This is a genomic window from Lentzea miocenica, from assembly GCF_033949945.1.
Taxonomy (GTDB): Bacteria; Actinomycetota; Actinomycetes; order Mycobacteriales; family Pseudonocardiaceae; genus Lentzea; species Lentzea miocenica.
The window spans coordinates 1-23,493 of sequence record NZ_JAXAVW010000015.1; the positions used below are offsets into that span (position 1 = coordinate 1).

The following is a 23,493-nucleotide window of genomic DNA, read 5'->3' on the forward strand; positions in this document are numbered from 1 at the left end:
TGCTGAGGCACGACTCGTGACGGGACCACCCACCGGAACCTCCCGTTTCAAGCGTTAAAGACGCCTCGGCTTCGCCATCGGGTCGGCTCGCCTTCGGCTTCGCGTGGGATGGACGGCTCGGCTTCGCCATCGCGCACGAGCCCGCCCCGCCCTGCCGTTGAGATTGCGTGGAGTGTCAGACCTGCTGAGTACGTTGGGTCGCGGGGGATCCTGTAGCGCAGGCGACCCCTGCGTCAGCCTGCCTGGCGTGCTGCCGTTGCCTCGCCCCTCGCCCCTCGCCCCTCGCCCCTCGCCCCGCCGCTGCTGGCCCTGGCCCGGCCTGCTGGAGCCTTCTCGCGTGGTGGTGCGCGCTCCCTCCCTCGACGGGAAAGGGAGGAGCCCCCGGCGGGGGGACCGGGGGCTCCGAGGGTGGTGCGGCTGGCTCAGATGTCGAGCGTCCACGAGTCGATGTGGCCCGTGTCCTGGCGGTAGAGGTCGCGGACTCGCAGTTGCCAGGTGCCGTTGGCGTCTTCAGCGGCGGCGTTCACGGCGTAGGTGGCGTTGATGTCGTCTGCGCTGTCGCTGCCGCTGGAGACCTTCAGGAGCTTCACGGCGCCTGAGGGGGCGATCAGGGCCAGTTCCAGGTCGCCTCGGTAGGTGTGCTTGATGGCCACCTTGACGGAGCCGGTTGCGCTGGCTTTGCCGTTGCAGTCGGCGACGGTGATGGATGAGGTGACTGCTGAGGCGTCAGGGATGGCGGTGTCGGTGTCGTTGGTGGCTGCTGGGCATTGGCCGGGCGGGTTGCCGGGGGCCGTGCCGGTGATGTGCAGGAGCTTGTTCGGGGAGCCTGCTCCTGGGTTGCTGACGCTGTCGCTGGTGGCGTTTTCGACGAGGGCGTCGCGGACCTGTTGTGGCGTGGCCGTGGGGGACGAGCCCAGGTAGACGGCTGCTGCGCCTACTACGTGGGGCGTGGCCATTGAGGTGCCGCTGATGGTGTTGGTGGCGTTGTCGTCGGTCAGCCAGGCGCTGGTGATGTCGCGGCCTGGGGCGAAGATGTCCAGGCAGGTGCCCAGGTTGGAGAACGACGAGCGGGCGTCGGTTCGGTCGGTTGAGCCGACGGTGATGGCTTCCGGGGTGCGGGCCGGGGAGGTGTTGCAGGCGTTGCCGCCGTTGTCGTTGCCTGCGGCCAGGCCGTAGGTGACGCCTGCGGCGATGGAGCGCTTCACGGCGTCGTCGACGGTTTGGTTGGCGCCGCCGCCGAGGGACATGTTGGCCACCGCGGGCTTGTTGGCCGGGCTGGCGTTGACCTGTTCGGTCACCCAGTCGATGCCGGCGATGACGCCCGCGAAGGTGCCGGAGCCCGCGCAGTTGAGGACTCGGACGGCCACCAGTTTCACGTCCTTGGCGACGCCGTACTTGGTGCCGCCGACGGTGCCTGCGACGTGGGTGCCGTGGCCGTTGCAGTCGGTGGCATCGTTGTCGTTGTCCACGGTGTCACGGCCGGAGACGGCGCGGCCGCCGAAGTCGGCGTGGGTGAGGCGGATGCCGGTGTCGATGATGTACGCGGTGACGCCTGCGCCGCGGTTCGGGTAGGTGTAGCTGTTGTCCAGCGGGAGCGCGCGCTGGTCGATGCGGTCGAGGCCCCAGGACGGGGTCGGCGTCTGCGTGTCGGAGAGGTGGACTTCGCCGTCCTGCTCCACGTAGGCGACTGCCGGGTCGGCGGCGAGGCGCTTGGCCTGGGTCTCGGACATCTGTGCCGAGAAACCGCGCAAAGCGGACTTGTACGAGTGCTTCACCTGCGCGCTGTACTTAGCGCTGAGGTTCTCCACACTGGTCGTGCTCATGTCCTTCAGCACGACGATGTAGTTGTCCTTGACTGTGTTGGACGCACCGAGGTTCCGAATCTCCCCCTCGGGCGCAGCGGTGGCGGAGACGGACGTCAGTGCGAGCGTCGTGCCCGCTACCAGTCCGATTCCAGCCGCTCGTCTGAGCCACGATTCACCCATAGCAGCGTGCTCCCTCGTCGCAGGGTCGTGCAGGTGAGAGCCTTCTTAGTGGCGTTGACGGATTTCGCACAAGAAGGTCCACGAAACAACCTTCGAATGGCGAATCAACAGTTTTGATCTGCCCTGTGAAGTAATTGGTGCCGCTGATCTATGGACAAAACAATTGCGCCCCGAACGATGAACCGTTCGGGGCGCAAGTTGAGCCGTATGAATCGCGCGAGTTCGTGTCGGTCGTCCGGTTGCCTCTTCGGGTCAACCGCCCTAGGCGATTCGGGCCGAAGCGGTGGCCGGACGACCGACTTGAAGACGAACTCGCCGCCGTCTGCGGAGCGGCGGCAGTCGAGCACTGCCTCAATCGCCTCGGCGGACTGCTCCGAGGATCTGCTGTTCGGCCGGGGTCGTGTACAGGCGCAGGTGCGCCCACATGTCCTGGCCCATGGCGATGACCTGGTCGTCCTTGAGCTGGGTCAGCTGCTGGAACATCTGCGGGCGCAGGCGCCACATCTGCCCGGCGAGCTGCGCCTGGCCCATCGGGAGGCGCTGCAGCAGCACGAGGTCCGCGTTGTTCGCCGTCGACGAGGCCTGCGGGTGCAGGTACGGCAGCACGTACATCGTGGTCTGCCACGGGGCGCGCGGCGGGAACAGTTCCTGCGGGACGTGGCCGCCGTCGTGGATCACCAGCAGCGGCATGTCCTCGGTCGGCCGGGGGAGGTCGGCCGGGGACAGGCGGCGCAGCTGCACCAACTGAGACGGGCGGCCGTCCGGGCCCTGGCCCGCGGCGCGCACGACCGGTTGCCAGGCCTGAGGGCGGCCGGTGGCGATGATGATCCACGCGCCGGTCGCCATGGCGCGCAACGCGATCTGGCGGGCCAGGTACAGGCCGCCCACGACCACCATGCGGGTCGGCGTGGGGCGCAGCACGGACACCGCGAGCGGTTCGCCCTTGGTGCCCTGGCCGAGCATCATGCCGCCGCGGTCGCCACTCGGGCTGACCACGTCGAGCATGTTCGGCGACACCAGGAACTCCGGTGCCACCGCGCCGCGGCCGCGCGAGTCGAGCAGACGGGACGAGCTCATGCCACACCTCCCAGCGGCAGCGTCGCGGCCAGGCCGGCGAGCTGCATGCCCCGCAACGGGGTCAGCGTGATGTCGAGCTTGTCGCTCAGCTTCGACAACTGGTCCTCCGCGCGGTCCAGCTCGCTCGGCGTGCGGGCGCTCACCCGCACCAGGCCGCGCAGCGAGACCTGACCGTCCTCGCGGGACGGTGAGATCGACATCGCGAGCGTCGACGAGAGAGCGCGCACACCGGTCAGCGAGTTCAGGTTGCCCTTGAGGCCCTTCGACGGCCAGCCGGTGATCGCGTAGCTCGCGTGACCAACGCCACCCGCGGTGACGCCCGACCACTTCTCGCGCAGCGACACGGGGTTCGTGTTGCCGACGGCGGCGGTCAGTTCGGCCGACGAGATCGCCGCGCGCAGCAGTTCGTCCGAGTCGAGCGGGCGGATCGTGACGCCGGCGGACTCCAGGGCGTTGCGGACGCGGGACAACGCGCCGATCAACGCGCGGTGCGCACCGACCACGCCGCCGCCACGCTCCCTGATCGCCTCGCCACAGCGGCGCGGGTCGAGCCGGACCGTGATCCACGTGGTGCGCCGGGCCGCCGCGGGCAGCGGTCCGAGCACCTCCATGTACGAGCTGACCGCGGGCGAGTTCGGCGGGAGCGCCGCGCTGCCGGGGTAGCAGTGCCAGATCACGGTGATCGCGTCCAGGACGACACCGCGGTCCTCCAGGCACGGCGCCAGCGCGCCGAGCGGCAGCGACGGTGCCGAGCCGACCGCGGAGATCAGCGGCGGGGTCGGGTCGACCAGCAGCACCGCGGTCCACACGCCGTCGTGCCACGACAGCGCGAGCGGGCGGCGTTCGTGGTCGACGCCCTTCGCGATCACCAGGTCCGGGATCGCGAGGCGCAGCAACGCGACGCGCGGGTCCTCCGGGCCGAGCACCTGCATCTCGTCGTCACCGGGCTTGGACTCCTGCGGCTGCGCGCGGTTCGCCGTGCGGCTGTGCGACCGGAAGTTGTAGCGCAGCCGGACACCGATCCACTGGGTCAGCCAACGACCACGCGATCGGGTGAACGCCAGGATCAGTGCGATGAGGAGCACACCGCCGGCGATCGAGACGGAGACGACGTTCAGCGCGCCGTTCGGCTCTTTCACGCCCATGAGGGTCAGCACGAGCAGTGCGATGGCGAGACCGATCTCGATCGTGACTACGTTCGAGACGGGCAAAGAGCCGAGGCTTACTCCGGCACCTCTGCGCCGGACACGCCCGACAGGACGCGGAGGCACGGGTGCTTGAGGGCCAGGACCTGCAGGTCCCTGCGGCCGTGCCATCCCTGGGTTCGGCCGGGGCGGATGTGGAGTGGTCACGGACATCCGTTGTGGTCTCTTTCCCCTCGATGGTCGGTGGGCTTGGCGAACCGGCCCACGGAGCAACCTGCGTCCGGCTATCCTGCCGAACCGTACCGCGACTGGGAGAGCAGCGAGCCGAGAATGGCATCAACACCCACCACCAAGTCACAGGTCCAGGCCTACCAATTCGTCCTGCGGCGGATGCAGTCCGCTCTGGTCCGCAGAGACGCGGTGATGCTGCATGACCCCATGCGCAATCACTCGCGCGCGACATCGGTCGGCGTGGTCCTCGGCGTCGTCGGTCTGATCGGCTTCCTGGTGTACGGCCTTTTCAGCCCGGCACCGAAGCTCGACAGCGAGACGCAGATCGCCATCAGCAAGGAGACCGGCCAGGTCTACGTGGTCGACGCGTCGCCGCGGCGGCTCATCCCGATGACGAACCTGGCGTCGGCCCGGCTGCTCTGGTTCTCGCGCAACAACCCCGACCAGCAGGCCGGCGGCGGCGACGCACCGGGCGGGACGGCGAACGGCGCGCAGCAGGAGGCGGCCGGAGGCACGCCGAAGCTGGTGAGCGAGAAGGCACTCGCGAGCCTGCCGCGCGGCAGGCTCACCGGTCTGCCGGACGCGCCGGACGTGCTGCCGGCCGAGAACATGCGCATCGACGCGCAGTGGTCCGTCTGCGACACCCTCCGGCTGGACAAGTTCCGCGAGAACCAGGCGGTGGAGAACCAGATCAAGACCTCCGTGATCGCGGGCGTGAGCGGCGGCAACTCGGAGCTGGGCGACGAGGCGATGCTGGTGCAGCAGCGCACCGGCGACAAGAAGGCCTTCCTGATCTACAAGAGGCCCCAGCAGCTGAAGGACATCTCGTCGTCGACGGTCCGCGCCGAGGTGGACCTGAAGAACGACAAGGTGATGAACGCCCTGAAGCTGAAGGGCAAGCAGCCGCGCGCGATCAGCTCCGGTCTGCTCACCGCCATTCCCGAGGTCGCGGAGCTGCGGGCGCCGGTCATCCCCAACCAGGGCAAGCAGGCGACCTACGTCACCGAGACGAAGGTCCTCATCGGCGAGGTCGTCACGGTCGAGCGGACCAGCACGGCGGAGTTCATGGTGGCGCTGGAGGACGGCTTCCAGACCGTCGACGAGACCGTCGGTGACCTGCTGCGCTACGCGTACTCGAACAACCAGAAAGCCATTCCGCTCTCGCCGAACGCGATCGCGGACCACAAGGACCCGAAGAACCCGCTCGACCTGACCTCCTACCCGACCAAGATCCCCACCACGCTCGAGGCGAACCCGAACAACACGGTGTTGTGCCTGGGCTGGAAGGCCGAGAACTACACCGCGGACAACAAGGCCGAGCACATCTCGGTCACGGTCGGCTCCAGGCTGCCGGGACCGACGGAGATGGGCCCGGTCGAGCTGAACGCGCCGGGTGCGGGCGGCGAGATCGTCGACGAGTTCCTGATGCTGCCGGGCAAGCAGGCGGTGGTGCGGGCCAGCCAGGGCGTCAACGACTACGGCACGGGTCCGGTGCAGATCGTCACGGGCCGCGGTGTCCGCTACGGCGTCCCGGACGCCGGCACCGCTGGAGCGCTGGGTCTGCAGGGGAACTTCCCGCCGGCACCGAACCAGATCCTGAGCCTGTTGCCGATGGGGCCGCAGCTCAACAAGAACGAGGCGAACCGCAGCTACGACTCGATCACGGCGCCGGGCGGCAAGATCAAGGATCCGCAGCAGGCAGCGCAGAAGTAGCGGAACCACTCCGGGTGCATCACCGTCGAATGAGACAAAGCACCCGGAGTGTGTCGTTAGGGGACAGTTGTGGTCGGTCGCATTTCCGTTGATCCAGCGTGGCTGGAGCAGTACGCCGACCGGATCGACGGCACGACGGACGATCTGAGGCGGGTGCGGGACGCCATGAAGGTGTCGCCGCTGCGCGCGCAGTCGTTCGGCGAGATCGGCAGAACGGTGGGCACCGCCCAGGCCTACGCGCGTGCGGCCGAGTTGCTCAACTCGCAGCTCGCCCGTGCCTGCGACACGCTCGACGCCGCCGCCAAGGGCCTGCACGCCGTGGCGAAGGAGCACGGGCAGGGCGAGGACGACGCGCTGCGGCTCATCAAGAAGGCCGACCGGCGGTAGGGGGAGCTGTGGTGACCAAGGACGGCAGGCAGATCGCGGCCGAGGTCGGTCCCGAGCTCGACTACCTCTCGCGGGTGAGTCAGAAGCTCGGTGTCGTGGACCTCGTGCACGACTTCTTCGACCCGTTGGTGGGCGACTGGAACGACCTGCGCGAGGAAGCCGAACGCTGGCGCAAGGCCGCGAAGGTGTCCGAGGCGGTCAACAAGCACGTCGCGGCACCGCTGGGTGGCGTCGACGCGCGGTGGGAGGGCAAGGACGCCGACGCGTTCCTCGACCACATGCGCAAGGTGGGACTCGCGGGCGGCGACATGTCCGACGCGATGAACGCGATGGCGGACGCGCTGGAGGAGACCGCGGACGGCGTTCGCGACATCGTGCAGGACATGGCGCACGTGCTCGCCGACGCCGCCGACTCGGTGTCCGGCACGGCGGCGTTGCCCCTGGAGGGAGACCAGCGCGCGATCAAGCACATCGAGGAGCTCAAGGCACCGGTCCGCGAGCTGCACGAGTCCGCGCGGCAGGTGCTGGAGGCGTTCCTCAAGCTGTGCGACGGGGTTTCCGGTGAGGCCGACGGCTTCGACGCCGTGCGGATGGAGCACAAGTACCCGGACAAGGACTGGACCTACACGGCGCCCGCCAAGCCCGAGACGAAGACGCCGGAACCACCGAAGGCTTCCGCCACGGCCGCCGCGGGTACCGCTTCGTCCGGTGGCGGCGGCGGTGGTGTCGGTGGCGGCGTTGGCGGCGGAGTGGGTGGTGGTGTCGGCTCGGTGGGTGCGCCGGCCGCCGCGACCCAGCAGCCGATGCAGTTCGGCGGCTCCACAGGCGTCGCTGAGCAACTTCCGGGCGCGGACAAGGGTGCTGGGGCCGCTTCGGCCGCCGCGGCCGCTAGTGGCCGTTCTGGAGCCGCTCCCGGTGGCATGGCCGGCGGGATGATGGGTGGCATGCCGATGGGCGCCGGCGGTCAGCAGGGTGGCGACAAGGAGCACAAGCCGAAACAACGGCTCACCGGCTCGATCGACGACCTGCTCGGCAAGCCCAAGAAGGCCGCGCCGAAGACGATCGGCGACGACGACTAGCGGCCTCCGTTGGCGGGCGAACAAGATCGACATTACGCTGAACGGCGTAACGGTTGGTCTTCGTTTCTGGGGGTTTCGCCATGCGCAAATCGTTCATCGCCGCGATCGCGGTCGCCGGGCTGCTCGTGGGAGCGGCACCGGCGAGCGCGGCCGAGCACCGCGAATACGTCGGCGGCTACTGGAGTTTCCTGTACTTCGAGCAGGGCAACGCCTTCGGCAGCAACAGCTCGCAGGTTCCGCAGATCTGGATGGATCGCGCGACCAGCAGCAACCCCACGCGCTGGGACGGGTGGATCGGTGCCGCGAAGAACTCGATCTGGACCGCGCGCGTGCCGCACGGCGACTACTGGTGGCGCACCTGCTTCGAGGGGAACAAGGGCAAGCTGCACTGCGGATCCTGGTTCCACGCCTGACCTGACCACGAGAACGGCCCCGCTGAACTGGTCAGCGGGGCCGTTCTCGTGATGAGCAGGAGGAAAGCGGCTAGGCCGGCTTGCCTCGCTTGCGGTTGAGCGAGTTGCGGACGAGCAGCGTCAGCATGAGCAGCGCACCGCCGATGCCGATGCCGCTCAGCGCCACGATGATCGGCGGCCAGTCCAGCCCCTGCGGCGGGGTGACGGCCGTGTTGAGCTCCTTCGGCTGCGGCGCCTTGAACCCCTTCGCCTCAGCGGGCAGCACGGCGGTCAGCGCGGCCACCGGGTTGATCATGCCGGCGCCGGTCTTGTTGTCCCTTCCGGACACGTTGCCGGGGTGCAGGGCCGTGGCCTTGACGCGCTCCATCACCTGGCGCGCGGTGAGTTCCGGGAACCGCTCGCGCACCAGCGCCACAATGCCTGCGACGTAAGGGGACGCGAAGCTGGTGCCCTTGATGTCCTGCACGCCCTGCGCGGTGACGTTCGCGTTGGTAAGGCCGGTGCCCTTGGGGTCGACGGAGATGATCTCCTCACCCGGCGCGGCGATGCTGACCCACGGGCCCCACACGCTGAACGAGGACACCGCGCCCGACTGTGCGATCGATCCCACGGACAGCACGTCGTTGGCGAACCACGCGGGCGACGAGACCGAGTTGACGTTGGTCGGGTCCAGGTTGTCGTTCTGCTTGGCGCACCCGGTGCCCTGTTCGCTCAGGTTGCCGGCGGCGGTGACGATCACCACGTTCTTGACGTCCACCGCGTACTTGATCGCGGCCTGCAGCTTCTGGTCGTCCGCGCTGAACCCCTTGGGAGGGCCGCAGTTCGTCAGCGAGATGTTGATGACCTTGGCGTCCTTGTTCGCCGCGCGGACGATGGCCATCGCCAGGGTGCCCACCTTGCCGGCGGAGGAGCGCTTGTCCGGGTTCGCGGCGTCGCCCTTGAACTCGTAGCGGTCGCTCGTCTGCCGGATCGCGAGGATCGTCGCTCCCGGTGCGGCGCCGACGAAGTCGCCCTCGGTCCTGGCCGCCGCGGCGACGCCCGCAACCTCGGTGCCGTGACCGTCGCAGTCGTCGGTGCCGTTCGCGTTCTTGGAGTTGTCGACGTACTCGCCGCCGGCCTCGACCCGGCCCGCGAAGCGCGGGTTGCGCGGGTCGACACCGGTGTCGATGACCGCGATCTTGATGCCCTTGCCGGTCGCGAACCTGTGCGCCTGGTCGAGGTTCAGCTGAACCTGGCCCCAGGGCTTGGTCTCGATCAGTTCGCTCTTCGTGTCGGACTCGACGCACCCCTTGTTGGTGCGCTCGTACTTCACGTCGGGCTTGCCGTCGTCGTTCGGGGGCTGGGTGCCGGGCGGCAGGTCCGGCGGTACCGAGTTCGGGCGGGCCGTCGCGGGGGTGGACGACGACGGCTGCGCGGAGGCCTGCGGAAGCGCCCCCGTCAGCAGCAGCAGTCCGGCGGTCGCGGCCGCCGTGGTGCGCCTGATGCCGGACCTCATAGCGTGATCAGACCTCGGAACACCGAGTACATGTCCATCACCGCGAGCGCCAGCGGCACCACGGCGGCGATGAGGATCGCCTCGATGATGTCGACGGTGCGGCGCAACGGCGGCGAGAACTTCTGGCCGGGGAAGATGACACCGAGCACCAGTGCGGCGGCGCCGAGGATCAGCAGCGTGCCGAACACGAACGCGATGCGGTTGAACGACGTCGAGGAGATCAGCCAGCCCAGCAGGATGCCCGCGCTGGCGAACATGCCGGTGGACAGCAGTGCCACCGCCTGCGCGCCGTTCGCGTACGCACGGCCGCGCATCATCAGCACGATCGCGACGACGACGCCGTAGATCGGGCCCCAGACCGTGTCGGCGGACGCGGCCACGATGGCGGCCAGCGCGGCGACGATGCCGGTGCCGACGATCATGCCGGTGAGGTACTCGTGCGCCACGGCGGTGCGGCGCTCGATCACCGCGTACTCCGGGAAGCCGCTGTCCTCCTTGAGGTCCTCGGCGTTCGTCGGCACGACGGGCGGCGGGATCTTGGCCAGTTGCAACGTCAGCCTGGGCAGCAACGACAGCGCGCCGAGCGCCACCGCGCCGGTCGCCGCGGCCACACCGGCCAGCGGGTGCTCGACGAACGTCGCGACGAGGAACGCGAGCGCCACGAACGTGCCGCCGGTCGCCGCGGCGATGAACACCGTGATGCCCTGCCCGATCAGCAGGATGCCGCCCCACGCGAAGATCATCATCAGGGCCGAGGCGAGCAGCATCTTCGGGTTGAACCCGACACCGGGCACCGCGTGGAAGCCCGCGACGAACGCCATCGGCAGCGAACCGCACGCGGCGATCAGCACACCCGTCGACGCCGACGCGTAGGCCCGCGAGATGGTCGCGCCCGCCGCCAGTGCGGCGACGGCGACTACACCACCGGCGATCGCGGCGGCGAGCCCGCTGCCGGAACCGCCCTGCGAAACCGGGCCGGACAGGAACAGCGCCACCGCGGCGGCGATCAGCGCGAGCGCGCCGGCGAGATGGCCGAACTTCTGCGCCGTCTCCTTGGTCCACGGCCGGAACGAGTCCGGATCGGACTCCGCGATCGCGTCGACGACGTCGTCGTACAACGGCGGCGGCGGATTCTCGTTGCGGCGCCGCAACTGCAGCAGCTCACCGTCGACGACGCCGAGCGACGCCAGCGTGCGCGCGGGGTCGAGCGGGCTGTCGCCGAGCTTCGCGAGGCACCAGCCGCCGTGCCGGACACCACCGTCCGGAGTGGCCTCTCTGGCCATGTCCAGCAGCATCGGCAGGAGATCGGCCACCGCCACGTCGGCAGGCAGCGCAACGTCGATACGCGTTCGAGGTGCCACCACCGTGACACGGCTGAACACCGTCGTACCGGTCGCCACCAGGGCCCCCTAAGTCAGATCAGCACTTACAAATCAACGGCCCGACCCTATTGGTCCACTCGGACGCTCGCCGGGCGGCCCTAGTATGGCCGCACCGACGCCTTCTGCACGTGTGGTTCGCAGAACACGTTCGACTGGGTTTTTTCCCGACCCACCTTCGTGACGCGCGCGGATGCGCAATAGTGTCGGTTGCTACTGGTGGCGTAACAAGAGTCGAAGAGGTGCCTGTCAGTTGAGCACGCTGCAGTTCAAGCGAACGGCACGCCTTGCTGCTCCCCGGCCTCCGGGCGGTGAGGTCCACCTCGAGCCGCCACCCGAGGTCCCCCGGATCATCCCCGGCAACATCATGATGAAGGCGATGCCCGTCGTCATGATCGTCGCGTCCGTCGGCATGATGGGCATGATGTTCGTGTTCGCGCCGCGGCAGCCCGCGGCGATGATCATGCCGGGCATGATGATGATCTCGACCATCGGCATGATGGCGAGCGGCATGGGCTCCGGCAAGGGCCAGAAGAAAGCCGAGATGAACGAGGACCGCAAGGACTACCTGCGGTATCTCGGTCAGATGCGCGACCGCGCCCGCGAGGCCGCTGACGAACAGCGCGCCGAACGCGAGTGGGTCCACCCGGACCCGCAGATGCTGTGGTCGCTCGCCACCACCCGCCGCATGTGGGAACGCCGCCAGAACGACCCGGACTTCTGCCACCTGCGCGCCGGACGGGGCTCGCAGCGCCTCGCCACCCGCCTGGTGCCGCCGCAGACCGGTCCGGTCGAGGAGCTCGAGCCGATCGCGACGCTGGCCCTGCGCCGGTTCGTGCGCGCCCACTCGCTCGTGCCCGACCTGCCGATCTCCATCGCACTGCGCGGTTTCGCCGCGGTCGGCCTGCTCGGTGAGATCGAGGACCGCCGCGACGTCGCGCGAGCGCTGCTTGCCCAGCTCGTCACCTTCCACGCCCCGGACGACCTGCTGATCGCGGTCGTCAGCGCGGGCCGCACGAAGCAGCTGTGGGAGTGGGTGAAGTGGCTGCCGCACGCGCAGCACCCCACCGACATCGACGGCATCGGCCAGCGCCGCATGATGGCGAACTCGCTCGCCGAGATCGAGGCGATGCTGGACGAGAACCTGCGCGACCGGCAGCGGTTCACCCGCAACGCCCCGCCGCCGCCCGACCAGCCGCACATCGTGATCGTCATCGACGACGGCGACATCAGCCGTGAAGAGATGATCATCCTCGAGGAGGGTCTGGTCGGCGTCACGCTGCTGGACCTGTCCGAGTGCCTCGGCAACCTGACCGCCCGCCGCGGTCTGCGGCTGGTCGTCGAGAACAACCAGCTCGGCGCCCGTTCCGCGACCGGCGTCGAATGGTTCGGTGCTCCCGACCGGCTGTCGATCGTGGAGTCCGAGGCGCTCGCCCGCAGGCTCTCGCCGTACCGCATGGGCGCGGCCGGTGAAGCCGGTGGCGACTCGGGCGAGGACCCGTTGGCGATGACCAACAACCCGCCGATCCTCGAGTTCATGGGGATTCCCGGCGACCCGATCACGTTCGACGTGCAGCAGGCGTGGCGGCCGCGGCCCAAGCGCGACCGCTACCGGATCCCGTTCGGCATCGGTGAGCACGGTCAGGCGGTCGAGCTCGACATCAAGGAAGCGGCCGAGGACGGCATGGGCCCGCACGGCCTGTGCATCGGCGCGACCGGTTCCGGCAAGTCGGAGTTCCTCCGCACCCTGGTGCTGGGTCTGCTGGCCTCGCACTCGTCGACGGCGCTCAACATGATCCTCGTCGACTTCAAGGGTGGTGCGACGTTCCTCGGTCTGGACAAGGCACCGCACGTCGCCGCGACGATCACCAACCTGGCCGGCGACCTCACCCTGGTCGACCGCATGAAGGACGCCATCGCCGGTGAGGTGTCGCGTCGCCAGGAGGTGCTGGCGAAGGGCAACTACAAGAACGTCTGGGACTACGAGAAGGCCCGTGAGAACGGCGCCCAGCTCGACCCGCTGCCCGCGCTGTTCATCTGCATCGACGAGTTCTCCGAGATGCTGACGGCGAAGCCGGACTTCATCGACATCTTCCTCCAGATCGGTCGTGTCGGCCGGTCGCTGCAGATGCACATGCTCCTCGCGTCGCAGCGACTCGAGGAAGGCAAGCTGCGCGGTCTGGACACGTTCCTCTCGTACCGGATCGGTCTGAAGACGTTCAACGCGGCCGAGTCCCGTGCGGCGATCGGTGTGCCGGACGCCTACGAGCTGCCGCCGATCCCGGGTTCGGGTTACCTGAGCGTGCAGGGCATGCCGCTGACCAGGTTCAAGGCGCTCTACGTCTCGGGCACCTACCGGCCGTCGGGCATGCAGTCCGCCGGTGAGTCGGTGGCGGTCCGCAGCGACAAGCGCCCGCGATTCTTCGTGCCGGACTTCATCGAGATCCCGAAGGAGCCGGAGCGGCCGGTCGAGCAGGTCAAGGTCGAGGCCCCGAAGAAGGAAGAGGGCAACGAGCCGACCCAGCTCGAGCTGATCGTCGAACGCCTCGTCGGCCAGGGCCCGCCCGCGCACGAGGTGTGGCTGCCGCCGCTGAACGAGCCGCCGACGATGGACACGATCCTGCCGCCGCTCGACGTGACGCCGGATCGCGGACTCACCTCGCCCGGCTACGGGGCGAACGGCGTGCTGCAGATCCCGGTCGGCGTGGTCGACAAGCCGTTCGAGCAGCGCCGCGACCTGCTGTGGGCGGACTTCTCCGGTGCCGCCGGTCACGGCGCGGTCGTCGGTGGTCCGCAGTCGGGCAAGTCGACGCTGCTCAGGACGATCATCGCGTCGATGTCGCTGACGCACACCCCGGCGGAGGCGCAGTTCTACTGCATCGACCTCGGTGGTGGCACGCTCGCCGCGATGGAGGACATGCCGCACGTCGGTGGCTTCGCCGGCCGTCTCGACGTCGACAAGGTCCGCCGCATGGTGGCCGAGCTGCAGACCCTGATCACCGAACGCGAACTCCGCTGGCGCGACCAGCGGATCGACTCGATGACCGAGTTCCGCGCCCGCAAGCGCCGCGGTGAGATCAAGGACGACGCCTTCGGCGACGCGTTCCTGATCGTGGACGGCTGGATGAACTTCCGCCAGGAGTTCGAGATGGTCGAGCCGCAGGTCCAGGCGCTCGCCGCGCAGGGTCTGTCCTACGGCGTGCACGTGATCGTCGCCGCCAACCGGTGGGCGGAGATCCGGCCCGCGATGAAGGACCTCCTCGGCACCCGGTTCGAGCTGCGCCTCGGTGACCCGAGCGAGTCGGAGATCGACCGCAAGGTCGCGGTCAACGTGCCGCCCGGTCGTCCCGGCCGCGGTCTGACCGGTGACAAGCTGCACTTCCTCACCGGCCTGCCGCGCGTCGACACCTCGCAGGACCCGACCACGATCTCGGCGGGTGTCCAGGACCTCAGCGCCAAGCTCAACCAGGCGTGGCAGGGTCCGCGTGCCCCGCAGGTCCGGATGCTGCCCGACCTGCTCGACCACGCGCAGTTCATGGCGCAGGTCGCGCAGATCAACCCGAACCGCGGCCACCTGGTCCCGGTCGGTGTCAACGAGGACGAGCTCGCGCCGGTCTACATGGACTTCGACGCGGACCCGCACTTCGTGGCACTGGCGGACGGCGAGTCCGGCAAGACGAACATCCTGCGCACGATCGTCCGCGGCATCATGCAGAGCTACACCTCGACCGAGGCGTTGATCCTGCTCGCGGACTACCGCCGCACGATGCTCGGCTTCATCGACACCGACCACCTGCTCAGCTACGCGGTGTCGGCCACCCAGTTCACGCAGAACATCCAGGAGGTCCGCGGCTCGCTCGCCAAGCGCATGCCCGGCCCCGACGTCACGCAGGAACAGCTCAAGAACCGGTCCTGGTGGACGGGTCCCGAGGTGTTCATCATCGTCGACGACTACGACCTGGTCGCCCCGCAGGGTGGCGTGAACCCGATGCAGCCGCTGGCCGAGTTCATCCCGCAGGCGAAGGACGTCGGTCTGCACGTCGTCGTCGCCCGCCGCATGGGTGGTGCGTCCCGCGCGCTGTACGACCCGATCATCGGCAAGCTGAAGGAGATCGCGGCGCCGATGTTCATCGGTTCCGGTTCGAAGGAGGAGGGCAGCATCATCGGCAACCTGAAGCCGTCGCCGCAGCCTCCCGGCCGGGGCACGCTGGTGACCCGCAAGCACGGTCAGCAGCGCATGCAGTTCTCCTGGATCCAGCCGGACTAGAGCCGGTACAGCGTCTTCGTGGGTGGTCTCGCCGTTCGGCGGGGCCACCCACGAGTCGTTTCCGGGAAGTTCCCGCACCAACTGAAAAGGCCCGCAGCCGAAGCTGCGGGCCCACCCAGGTAGCAGGGGTTCTACCTGCTCCCCCCATTCACCGGACCCGGATCCGGTGCGGTCAAGAGGGAGGAGACCGCACCGGCCGGGATTCTTCGGAGGTTCCCCCAGGTCCTGCCTGCCTCCGTCGAACCGGTTGAGTGAGACTTTGCCGTACGCCGCTCACGTAGCGCTCACGCCTCGATGACACCCGCTGTCACCGGCACGACAGCGAGAAAGGCCCGCGGCCGAAGCCGCGGGCCCTACCGAACGGCAGGGGACCGTCCGGTTTCTTTCCCCCCAAAACCGGGCCCGCCCTGGCCGGCCCACTGGGGAGGGCAGGCCGGGGAGGACCGCGGCAATGCGAACTTTGCCGCACGCCCCTCTCGCGGCGCTCACGCCTCGATGACGTCTGCTGTCGGCAAAAAAGTAAATGGGCCCGCAGCCGAAGCCGCGGGCCCTACCGAACGGCAGGGGACCGTCCGGTTTCCTTCCCCCCAAGACCGGGTTCCGTCCTGGCCGATCCACTGGGGAGGCTCGGCCCGGTCGGAGTTCGACGATCGTGACACCCCCCCAGGAACTCGTTGTCACTCTCGTCGTCCGGCTGATCACCACTGTGCCCGGCGGCGCTCACACTTCGGTCACACCGAGTCGGCGCACCCGCACTCAACGCGCCGCGACACCGTGGTCGTACTGGCCGACCAACTCGGCGCCGACATGGAGTACGAACGCGGTGAACGGCACGCGGCCCGTGGCTGATCAGGCTGAGCGGCCGATCCCGTCACAGTGAAGAGGGATGTAACTGCGACTGGACCGGCCACGCACAGCGTCGCCGAGCGCGCTCACACTTCGGTCACATGTCGCTAAAAGTGATCAGCGGTGCTGGTGGCCCCCCCAGGTAACTCAGCCACCAGCACCGCTGAGGAGAACTCTGCACTGGACTGCTCACACTTCGCTCACACACCGTCTAAACTGCCTGTGACCTGGGGGGACGTGTGCGAGCCGAGTACCGCGTGCTGGGGCCGTTGGAGGTGTTGCTCGACGGCGAGCCGGTGGCTGTCCCGGCTGGTCGGTGCCATGTGCTGCTGGCGGTGTTGCTGTTGCGCGCCAACCAGTTCCTGTCGGTCGATGAGCTGATCGACCGGGTGTGGGACGGCGAACCGCCCACGGCTGATCGCGCGCACAAGACGTTGCAGATGGTGGTGCGCCGGTTGCGGGTCGCGCTGGGCGACGCGGACTGCGTGCGCACCAGACCCGGCGGCTATCAGGCGGCGGTCGATCCGGACCAGCTTGACCTTCTGCGGTTCCGTGCGCTGGTCGGTTCCGGCGACTTCGGTGCGGCGTCGGCGTTGTGGCGTGGATCGGTGCTCGCGAACGTGCCGTCCGAGCGGCTGCACCGCGAGAATGTGCCACATCTGGTGACTGAGTGGCTGACGGTGCTGGAACGTCGCATCGACGCCGATCTGGACCGGGGTCTCGCCGGTGAACTGGTCGCCGAGCTGCGGTCGTTGTGTGCGGAGCATCCGCTGCGGGAACCGTTCTGGCGGCACCTGATGCTGGCGTTGTACCTGTCGGGTCAGCAGGCCGAGGCTCTTGCCGCATATCAGGACGTGCGGGAGAAGCTGGTCGACGAGCTCGGCATCGACCCCGGTCCGGCGCTTCAGGACCTGCACCAGCAAATCCTGCGTGCTGAGGTGTCTCCCGGCCGACGTCAGGTTCCGCGTCAGTTGCCGGCCGGCGTGCGCAACTTCGTCGGTCGTGATCCCGAACTCGCTCTGCTCGCCAAGACCGCCGGCGTCACGGTCGTGCACGGCGTCGGAGGTGTCGGCAAGACCGCCCTCGTGTTGCGCTGGGCGCGGGAGGTGCGCGAGGGCTTCCCGGACGGCGACCTCTATGTGAATCTGCGCGGGTTCGACCCGGAGGCTCAGCCGATCGATCCGTCTGCTGCCGCCGAGATGCTCCTGATCGGACTGGGCGCCGATGCGATCCCCACCGACGCGGATGCCCGGTTCGCGTTGCTGCGCACCACGTTGGTCGACCGACGATTGTTGCTCGTCCTCGACAATGCCGCCTCGGCACGCCAGGTGCTGCCCCTGTTGCCGGGAGCAGCGTGCGTGCGGGTCGTTATCACCAGCCGCAACCAGCTCCGCGCGCTCGTCTCGCAGCACGATGCGACGGCCATCGAGCTGCGGCAGTTGGACTTCGAGGCGGCCCGGTCGCTGCTGGCCGCCGTGCTCGGTAGCGACCGCGTTGATGCCGAACCGGAGCCTGCACGCGAGATCGTCGAGCGCTGCGCTGGACTGCCGTTGGGCCTGCGGGTCTTTGCTGAGCGGGTGTCGCGGTTCCCAGGCACGTCTCTGCGGGAGTTCGTCGACGAGCTGGCGGCCGCGCGGCTCGATGCGCTGACCGACTTCGAGGACGTCGACGTACGCACGGTGTTCTCGTGGTCCTACCGGGCGTTGGACGACGAGTCCGCGCGCATGTTCCGGCTGTTGTCTGGGCATCCCGGTCCAGATTTCGACGTGAGTGCCGCCGCCGCGCTGGCGGGCGTTTCGGTGGCTCAGTCGCGCAGGTTGCTGGAGCGGCTGGTCGCTGATCACCTCGTGCAGTCGCGTTCTCCTGGCCGCTACGACCTGCACGACCTGCTGCGCGTGTACTCGGCTGAACTGTGCGGGGATGACGAAGCGGCCGTTCTGCGGGTGATCGAGTGGTACGTACACACGCTGGAGAACGCCACGGCTCGCGATGACGGCAAGACGCGGGTGTGGACCGGTCCGGTGGAGTCCGGTGTGGAACCGCAGCAGTTCTCGTCGTGGACTGAAGCCCTCACATGGCGCCGCCAGGAATGGGAGAACCTCAAGGCCGTTCTGCACGCGGCAATCGCCCGCGGCTGGGGACACCTCGCGGTGCCGATTCCGCTGTACCTGGGCGGGTACATCGCCATCCAGTCTTCTCACTGGCACGACGGGGTCGAGATGTTCGAGGCGGTGCAGGGTCTCGGCACGTCGCGTCAGGAGGCGTTCCTGATGCTCAGGATGGCCTCTCTGTACGGAGACTCGGATCGCTTGGAGGATTCGGAGCGCTGCTTCGAGGCAGTGGGTCCGCTCATGCGCGCCGAGGGCGACCGATATGGCGAGGCGGTGGCTCTGATGAACCGAACCGGGATCTACCGGCGGCTCGGGCGGGTCGAGGAAGAACTGGGATTCGTGCGGGCAGCACTCGCCATCGCGGTCGAACTCGGCGATCACTACCTACTGGCGGCCGGCCACATCAACGCCGCCGAAGCGTTGCACGCCATCGGTCGTTCCGCCGAGGCCCTGCCTCACGCCGAACTCGCTGTTGAGGCGGCAACAGGGCTCAGTGACGAGTACCTCAAGACTCGAGTGCGCGGCATGCTGGCCGCGACGCTCGCTCGCGTGGGCAGGTATGCCGAGGCGGTACCTGGCCTCCAGATGACGGTGGAGGCAGTGCGCAAGATCGGTGACCGATATAACGAAGCGGAGCTGTTGGAAGACCTCGGTGTCGCGTTCGCCGGGCTGGATCAGCGCGAAGAAGCTGCAGCCGCGTGGCAACGCGCGATCGACATCTGGCTTGATGTTCGGGATGTACGCGCGAAGGCCCTTGCAGCACGATTGGCCGAGCTTGATGGACCGGTAAAGGGGCCATGAACGTCGAGTACCGCGTGCTGGGGCCGTTGGAGGTGTTGCTCGACGGCGAGCCGGTGGCTGTCCCGGCTGGTCGGTGCCATGTGCTGCTGGCGGTGCTGCTGTTGCGCGCCAACCAGTTCCTGCCGGTCGACGAGCTGATCGACCGGGTGTGGGACGGCGAACCGCCCACGGCTGATCGCGCGCACAAGACGTTGCAGATGGTCGTGCGGCGGCTGCGGGTCGCGCTGGGCGACGCGGACTGCGTGCGCACCAGACCCGGCGGCTATCAGGCGGCGGTCGAACCGGACCAGCTCGACCTGGCGCGGTTCCGCGCGCTGGCCGGTTCCGGCGACTTCGGTGCGGCGTCGGCGTTGTGGCGTGGATCGGTGCTCGCCAACGTGCCGTCCGAGCGGCTGCACCGCGAGGAGGTGCCGCAGCTGGTCAACGAGCGGCTCGCGGTGCTGGAGCGGCGCATCGACGCGGAGCTGGCCCAGGGGCTCTCCGGCGAGCTGGTGGCCGAGCTGCGGTCGCTGGTCGCTGAACACCCGTTGCGGGAACCGTTCTGGCGGCACCTGATGCTCGCGCTGTACCGGTCGGGGCAGCAGGCAGAGGCGTTGACCGCGTACCAGGACGTCCGGACCCGTCTGGCCGAGGAACTCGGCGTCGATCCGGGGCCGGAGCTGCAAGAACTGCACCAGCAGATCCTGCGTGCCGAGGTCGCGCCCGGCAGGCGCCCGCAGGTACCGCGCCAGCTCCCGGCCGGCGTCCGGAACTACGTGGGCCGGGACGCCGAACTCGACCTGCTCGACAAGGCGTCCGGTGTGACGGTCGTGCACGGCGTCGGCGGCGTCGGCAAGACCGCGCTGGTGCTGCGGTGGGCCCGCGAGGCACGCGAGGACTTCCCGGACGGCGACCTCTACCTGAACCTGCGCGGCTTCGACCCGGAAGGGCAGCCGGTCGATCCCGCCGCCGCGGCCGAGATGCTGCTCGTCGGACTGGGCGTGGACGAGATTCCGGCCGCCGCCGAGGCGCGGTTCGCGTTGCTGCGGACCACCCTCGTCGATCAGCGGTTGCTGCTGGTGCTCGACAACGCCGCTTCGCCACGCCAGGTCCTGCCCTTGCTGCCCGGTGCGGCCGGCGTGCGGGTGGTGATCACCAGTCGCAACCAGCTCCGCGCCCTCGTCTCCCAGCACGACGCGACCGCGATCGGCTTGCGGCAGCTGGAGTTCGAGGACGCGCGGTCGTTGCTCGCCGCGGTGCTCGGCTCGGCGCGGCTGGATGCCGAACCGGAGGCCGCCCGCGAGATCGTCGAACGATGCGCCGGACTGCCGTTGGCGCTGCGGGTCTTCGCCGAACGCGTCGCGCGCTTCCCGGACATTCCGCTGCACGAGTTCGCCACCGAACTGCACAACGAGCGGCTCGACGCGTTCAGCGACTTCTACGACGTGGACGTCCGCGCGGTGTTCTCGTGGTCGTACCGGGCGTTGGATGACGAGTCCGCGCGCATGTTCCGGCTGCTGTCCGTCCATCCCGGTCAGGACTTCGACGTGAGTGCCGCCGCCGCGATCGCAGGTGTGTCGGTGGCGCAGGCCCGGCGGCTGCTGGAACGGCTGGTCGCGGACGCCCTGGTGCAGTCGAGGGGACTCGGCCGCTACTGCCTGCACGACCTGCTGGGTGCCTACGCGGCCGAGTTGTGCGGGGACGATGAAGCGGCCGCGCTGCGGATGACCGAGTGGTACGTCCACACCCTCCAGCAGGCAGTGCTGCGCAAGGACGCGCCGGAAATGGCGGTCGCCGGCGACGTCACCTCTGGCGTGACTCCCCAGGAATTCGCCTCCAGGTTCGACGCGCTGGCCTGGTGCCGTGAGGAGTGGGACAACCTCGGCGCGGTGATGCATGCGGCGCTCTCTCGCGGATGGAACAGCCTCGCCCAGTACGTCCCTGCGCACCTCAGCGCCTATCTGCTGGTGCACCCGCTCCGCAGCAGCGAGGCCATCGAGATGTTCGAGGCCGTGCTGGGCCTGGACACCAGCCTCGAACAGCGGGGGGTGCTGCAGCTCCGGCTGGCCACTTTGTACAACCGGGTCGGACGTGTGGACGACGCGAGAAGCTGTTTCGAACACGCTGTCCGTGTCGCGAGCGCGGAGGACGAGAAGCCGGTCGAAGTCAGCGCATTGATCAACGTGTCGATGCTCTACAGCAACCAGGGGCGTCATGAGGAGGCGCTGGAGCTCTGCCGCCGAGGCGCCGAGCTCGCGCGGGAACTGGGTGATCTGTACCGGGAGAACGCCGCCCTCAGCAACATCGCGGTCGACCTGTTCCAGCTCGGGCGCTACGACGAGTCTCTGGCCGCGAGCGAGCAGGCGCTCGCCGTCGGTGCGAAACGGGGCGATGAACACCAGCAGGTGCTCGACCGCTATTCCAAGGGCATCGCGCTGGTCGGGCTCGGCCGGTTCGAGGAGGCGAAGCCCGAGCTGGAGATCGCGCTCGACGGGGCGCAGAAGCTGGGCAGCGTCGTCGCGGAGGCCTGGGTGTCGCTGCGTCTCGGCATCGCCCTCAACGGACTGGGCATGCGTGCGGCCGCCGAAGCGGCATGGCGACGGACTGCCGTCATCCAGCGTGAACTCACCGGGTCCACAGCACAGGAACTGGCCGCACGCCTGGCAGAGCTGGAGTGAGAGCCGAGGCGCCGCCGCGGAAGAGGTGTGCACCGCGACGGCGCCGGACCACAGCGACCCCCCAGGCGAAGCCTTGTCGCTGTTGTCCTCGGCTGCTTCACAGCTTGCCGAACGCCGCTCACACTTCGCTCACACAACGTCCGAGAAGGAGTCATGAACGTCGAGTACCGCGTGCTGGGGCCGCTGGAGGTGCTGCGTGACGGCGTGCCCGTCGCGCTGCCGGCCGGTCAGGGACGCGTACTGCTGGCGACGTTGTTGTTGCGGCCCAACCAGTTCGTGTCCGTCGACGAGCTCGTCGACCGGCTGTGGGACGGCGAACCGCCCACGCTCGACCGTGCTCACAAGACGCTGCACATGGTCGTGCGGCGGCTGCGGATCGCGCTGGGCGACGCCAACTGCGTGCGCACGGCCACCGGTGGCTACCTGGCCGAGGTCGACCCCGAACGGCTGGACCTGACCCGGTTCCGGCGGCTCGCCGCCGAGGGCGAGTTCGCGGCTGCCCTGGCGCACTGGCGTGGTGAGGTGGCGTCGAACGTCGGCTCACCGCACCTGCACCGCGAGGACGTGCCGCCGCTCGTCGAGGAACGGCTCGTCGTGCACGGGCGGCGCGTCGAGGCCGACCTGGCGCGTGGGCGCGGGGCCGAGCTGGCCGGCGAACTCCGGGAGCTGACCCGGGAACACCCGCTGCGCGAAGGGTTCTGGGCGCAGCTCGTGCAGGCGCTGCACCAGGCGGGCAGGCCGCAGGAGGCGCTGGCGGCGTACGAGCGGATTCGCGAGCACCTCGCCGACGAGCTGGGTGTGGAGCCCGGTCAGCCGTTGCGCGAGTCGCGCGAACGGTTGCTCGATCCGGCACCGCGGCAGCTGCCTGTGGCGGCCGCGCACTTCACCGGCCGGGACGCGGAGCTGGCCAGGCTGAGCACGGCCGTCACAGGTGGGACGGCCGTGGTGATCACCGCCGTCGACGGCACCGCGGGCATCGGCAAGACCGCACTGGCCGGGTGGTGGGCGCACACGGTCTCCGAGCGCTTCCCCGACGGGCAGCTGTACGCAGACCTGCGCGGGTTCGACCCGTTCACCGGCCCCGCCGACCCGGCGGACGTGCTGGCGGGGTTCCTCGGCGCGTTCGGGGTGTCCCGTGGCAAGGTGCCGGTGGACCTGCCGGAACGCGCGGCGCTCTACCGCGGTGTCGTCGCCGAACGGCGCGTGCTGGTGTTGCTCGACAACGCCCGTGACGTCGAACAGGTCCGTCCGCTGCTGCCGGCCGGCCGGGGCTGCCTGGCCGTGATCACCAGCCGCAACCGTTTCACCGGCCTGGTGGTCCGGGAGGGCGCGGTCCCGGTGACGCTGGACCGGCTGGGCGACGAGGACGCCGTCGCGCTCCTCACCGCCCGCCTCGGCGCCGAACGCGTGAAAGCCGAACCGGACGCCGTCGCCGACCTCGTGGCGTTCTGCGGTGGCCTGCCGCTCGCACTCGCCGTGGCCGCGTCCAGGGTGGCCGAGGAGCCTGCGCTCTCCCTGCGCTCGCTCGTCGGTGAACTGGCCGCCGCGGGCGAGGTGCTGGACAGCGTGGAGGCCGTCTTCGCCACGACCTGCGATCGACTCGACGAGGAGACGGCCCGGCTGTTCCGGTTGCTCGGACGGACGACCGGCCCGGACATCTCGCTGGACGCCGCCGCCGCGCTCGACGGCCGCCATCGCACTGACGTGCACAGGTCGCTGCAAACGTTGGTGCGCATGCATCTCGCCACCGAACGCACTCCCGGCAGGTACTCGTGCCACGACCTGGTGCGCGCGTACTCGCGGTCCTTGAGCGCCGCGAGCAGGATTCGCCCGCGGGCCTGGCTACCGCGTTGAACAACTACCGGTCGACCACTTGCCCGCCCTGGCGAAGGCGGTGACGCCGGCGA

Annotated in this window: 13 protein-coding genes; 8 read left to right on the forward strand and 5 right to left on the reverse strand. The window is 69.1% G+C overall.

The annotated features are described in order from the left end of the window. Positions 1-422: 422 nt before the first annotated feature. The 3 genes from SK803_RS19120 to eccE all read right to left on the reverse strand — a co-directional run bounded on the left by SK803_RS19120 (position 423) and on the right by eccE (position 4,207). Positions 423-1,985, reverse strand: a complete 1,563-nt coding sequence (locus tag SK803_RS19120; RefSeq protein ID WP_319967382.1) for a S8 family peptidase — start codon at positions 1,983-1,985, stop codon at positions 423-425. 351 nt (positions 1,986-2,336) lie between these two features. Beyond that, positions 2,337-3,062, reverse strand: a complete 726-nt coding sequence (locus tag SK803_RS19125; RefSeq protein WP_086663925.1) for a hypothetical protein — start codon at positions 3,060-3,062, stop codon at positions 2,337-2,339. Further along, a complete protein-coding gene (eccE, locus tag SK803_RS19130; RefSeq protein ID WP_455032246.1) occupies positions 3,059-4,207 on the reverse strand; it encodes a type VII secretion protein EccE in 1,149 nt (382 codons plus the stop codon). Before eccE ends, SK803_RS19125 begins: the two co-directional genes overlap by 4 nt. 330 nt (positions 4,208-4,537) lie before the next feature. On the opposite strand from eccE, the gene eccB reads away from it, so the two are divergent. The 4 genes from eccB to SK803_RS19150 all read left to right on the forward strand — a co-directional run bounded on the left by eccB (position 4,538) and on the right by SK803_RS19150 (position 8,030). Further along, the gene (eccB, locus tag SK803_RS19135) at positions 4,538-6,151 is read left to right on the forward strand and encodes a type VII secretion protein EccB (RefSeq protein ID WP_319967384.1); all 1,614 of its coding nucleotides are present in this window, start codon (positions 4,538-4,540) and stop codon (positions 6,149-6,151) included. A gap of 69 nt (positions 6,152-6,220) precedes the next feature. Then, on the forward strand, positions 6,221-6,538 hold the full coding sequence (locus SK803_RS19140; protein WP_319967385.1) for a type VII secretion target: 318 nt from the start codon (positions 6,221-6,223) through the stop codon (positions 6,536-6,538). Between the two features lie 11 nt (positions 6,539-6,549). Further along, on the forward strand, positions 6,550-7,617 hold the full coding sequence (locus SK803_RS19145) for a WXG100 family type VII secretion target (protein ID WP_319967386.1): 1,068 nt from the start codon (positions 6,550-6,552) through the stop codon (positions 7,615-7,617). 80 nt (positions 7,618-7,697) lie between these two features. Then, positions 7,698-8,030, forward strand: a complete 333-nt coding sequence (locus tag SK803_RS19150; protein ID WP_319967387.1) for a hypothetical protein — start codon at positions 7,698-7,700, stop codon at positions 8,028-8,030. Positions 8,031-8,100: 70 nt separating this feature from the next. On the opposite strand, the gene mycP is transcribed toward SK803_RS19150, so the two are convergent. Then, positions 8,101-9,525: a type VII secretion-associated serine protease mycosin gene (gene mycP / locus SK803_RS19155; RefSeq protein WP_319967388.1), complete on the reverse strand. Its 1,425-nt coding sequence runs from the start codon at positions 9,523-9,525 to the stop codon at positions 8,101-8,103. Then, complete coding sequence (eccD, locus tag SK803_RS19160; RefSeq protein ID WP_319967389.1) at positions 9,522-10,925, reverse strand: type VII secretion integral membrane protein EccD; 1,404 nt, start codon at positions 10,923-10,925, stop codon at positions 9,522-9,524. The genes mycP and eccD overlap by 4 nt, the downstream gene beginning before the upstream one ends. Before the next feature lie 232 nt (positions 10,926-11,157). Here eccD and eccCa point away from each other — a divergent pair, with 232 nt between their 5' ends. The 4 genes from eccCa (at position 11,158) to SK803_RS19180 (ending at position 23,440) form a co-directional block, all read left to right on the forward strand. Beyond that, on the forward strand, positions 11,158-15,171 hold the full coding sequence (gene eccCa, locus SK803_RS19165; RefSeq protein ID WP_319967390.1) for a type VII secretion protein EccCa: 4,014 nt from the start codon (positions 11,158-11,160) through the stop codon (positions 15,169-15,171). Between the two features lie 1,085 nt (positions 15,172-16,256). Next, the gene (locus SK803_RS19170; RefSeq protein WP_319967391.1) at positions 16,257-18,929 is read left to right on the forward strand and encodes an AfsR/SARP family transcriptional regulator; all 2,673 of its coding nucleotides are present in this window, start codon (positions 16,257-16,259) and stop codon (positions 18,927-18,929) included. Continuing rightward, positions 18,926-21,586: an AfsR/SARP family transcriptional regulator gene (locus SK803_RS19175; protein ID WP_319967392.1), complete on the forward strand. Its 2,661-nt coding sequence runs from the start codon at positions 18,926-18,928 to the stop codon at positions 21,584-21,586. The genes SK803_RS19170 and SK803_RS19175 overlap by 4 nt, the downstream gene beginning before the upstream one ends. Positions 21,587-21,739: 153 nt before the next feature. After that, positions 21,740-23,440 (forward strand): AfsR/SARP family transcriptional regulator, encoded by a 1,701-nt coding sequence (locus tag SK803_RS19180; RefSeq protein WP_319967393.1) that lies wholly within the window; start codon positions 21,740-21,742, stop codon positions 23,438-23,440. Positions 23,441-23,493 lie beyond the last annotated feature (53 nt).

Coding starts and splice junctions, on each gene's coding strand:
- SK803_RS19180 (WP_319967393.1), top strand. CDS start 21,740: ATGAACGTCGAGTACCGCGTGCTGGGGCCGCTGGAGGTGCTGCGTGAC.
- eccE (WP_455032246.1), bottom strand. CDS start 4,207: ATGGGCGTGAAAGAGCCGAACGGCGCGCTGAACGTCGTCTCCGTCTCG.
- SK803_RS19125 (WP_086663925.1), bottom strand. CDS start 3,062: ATGAGCTCGTCCCGTCTGCTCGACTCGCGCGGCCGCGGCGCGGTGGCA.
- SK803_RS19175 (WP_319967392.1), top strand. CDS start 18,926: ATGAACGTCGAGTACCGCGTGCTGGGGCCGTTGGAGGTGTTGCTCGAC.
- mycP (WP_319967388.1), bottom strand. CDS start 9,525: ATGAGGTCCGGCATCAGGCGCACCACGGCGGCCGCGACCGCCGGACTG.
- SK803_RS19120 (WP_319967382.1), bottom strand. CDS start 1,985: ATGGGTGAATCGTGGCTCAGACGAGCGGCTGGAATCGGACTGGTAGCG.
- eccB (WP_319967384.1), top strand. CDS start 4,538: ATGGCATCAACACCCACCACCAAGTCACAGGTCCAGGCCTACCAATTC.
- SK803_RS19150 (WP_319967387.1), top strand. CDS start 7,698: ATGCGCAAATCGTTCATCGCCGCGATCGCGGTCGCCGGGCTGCTCGTG.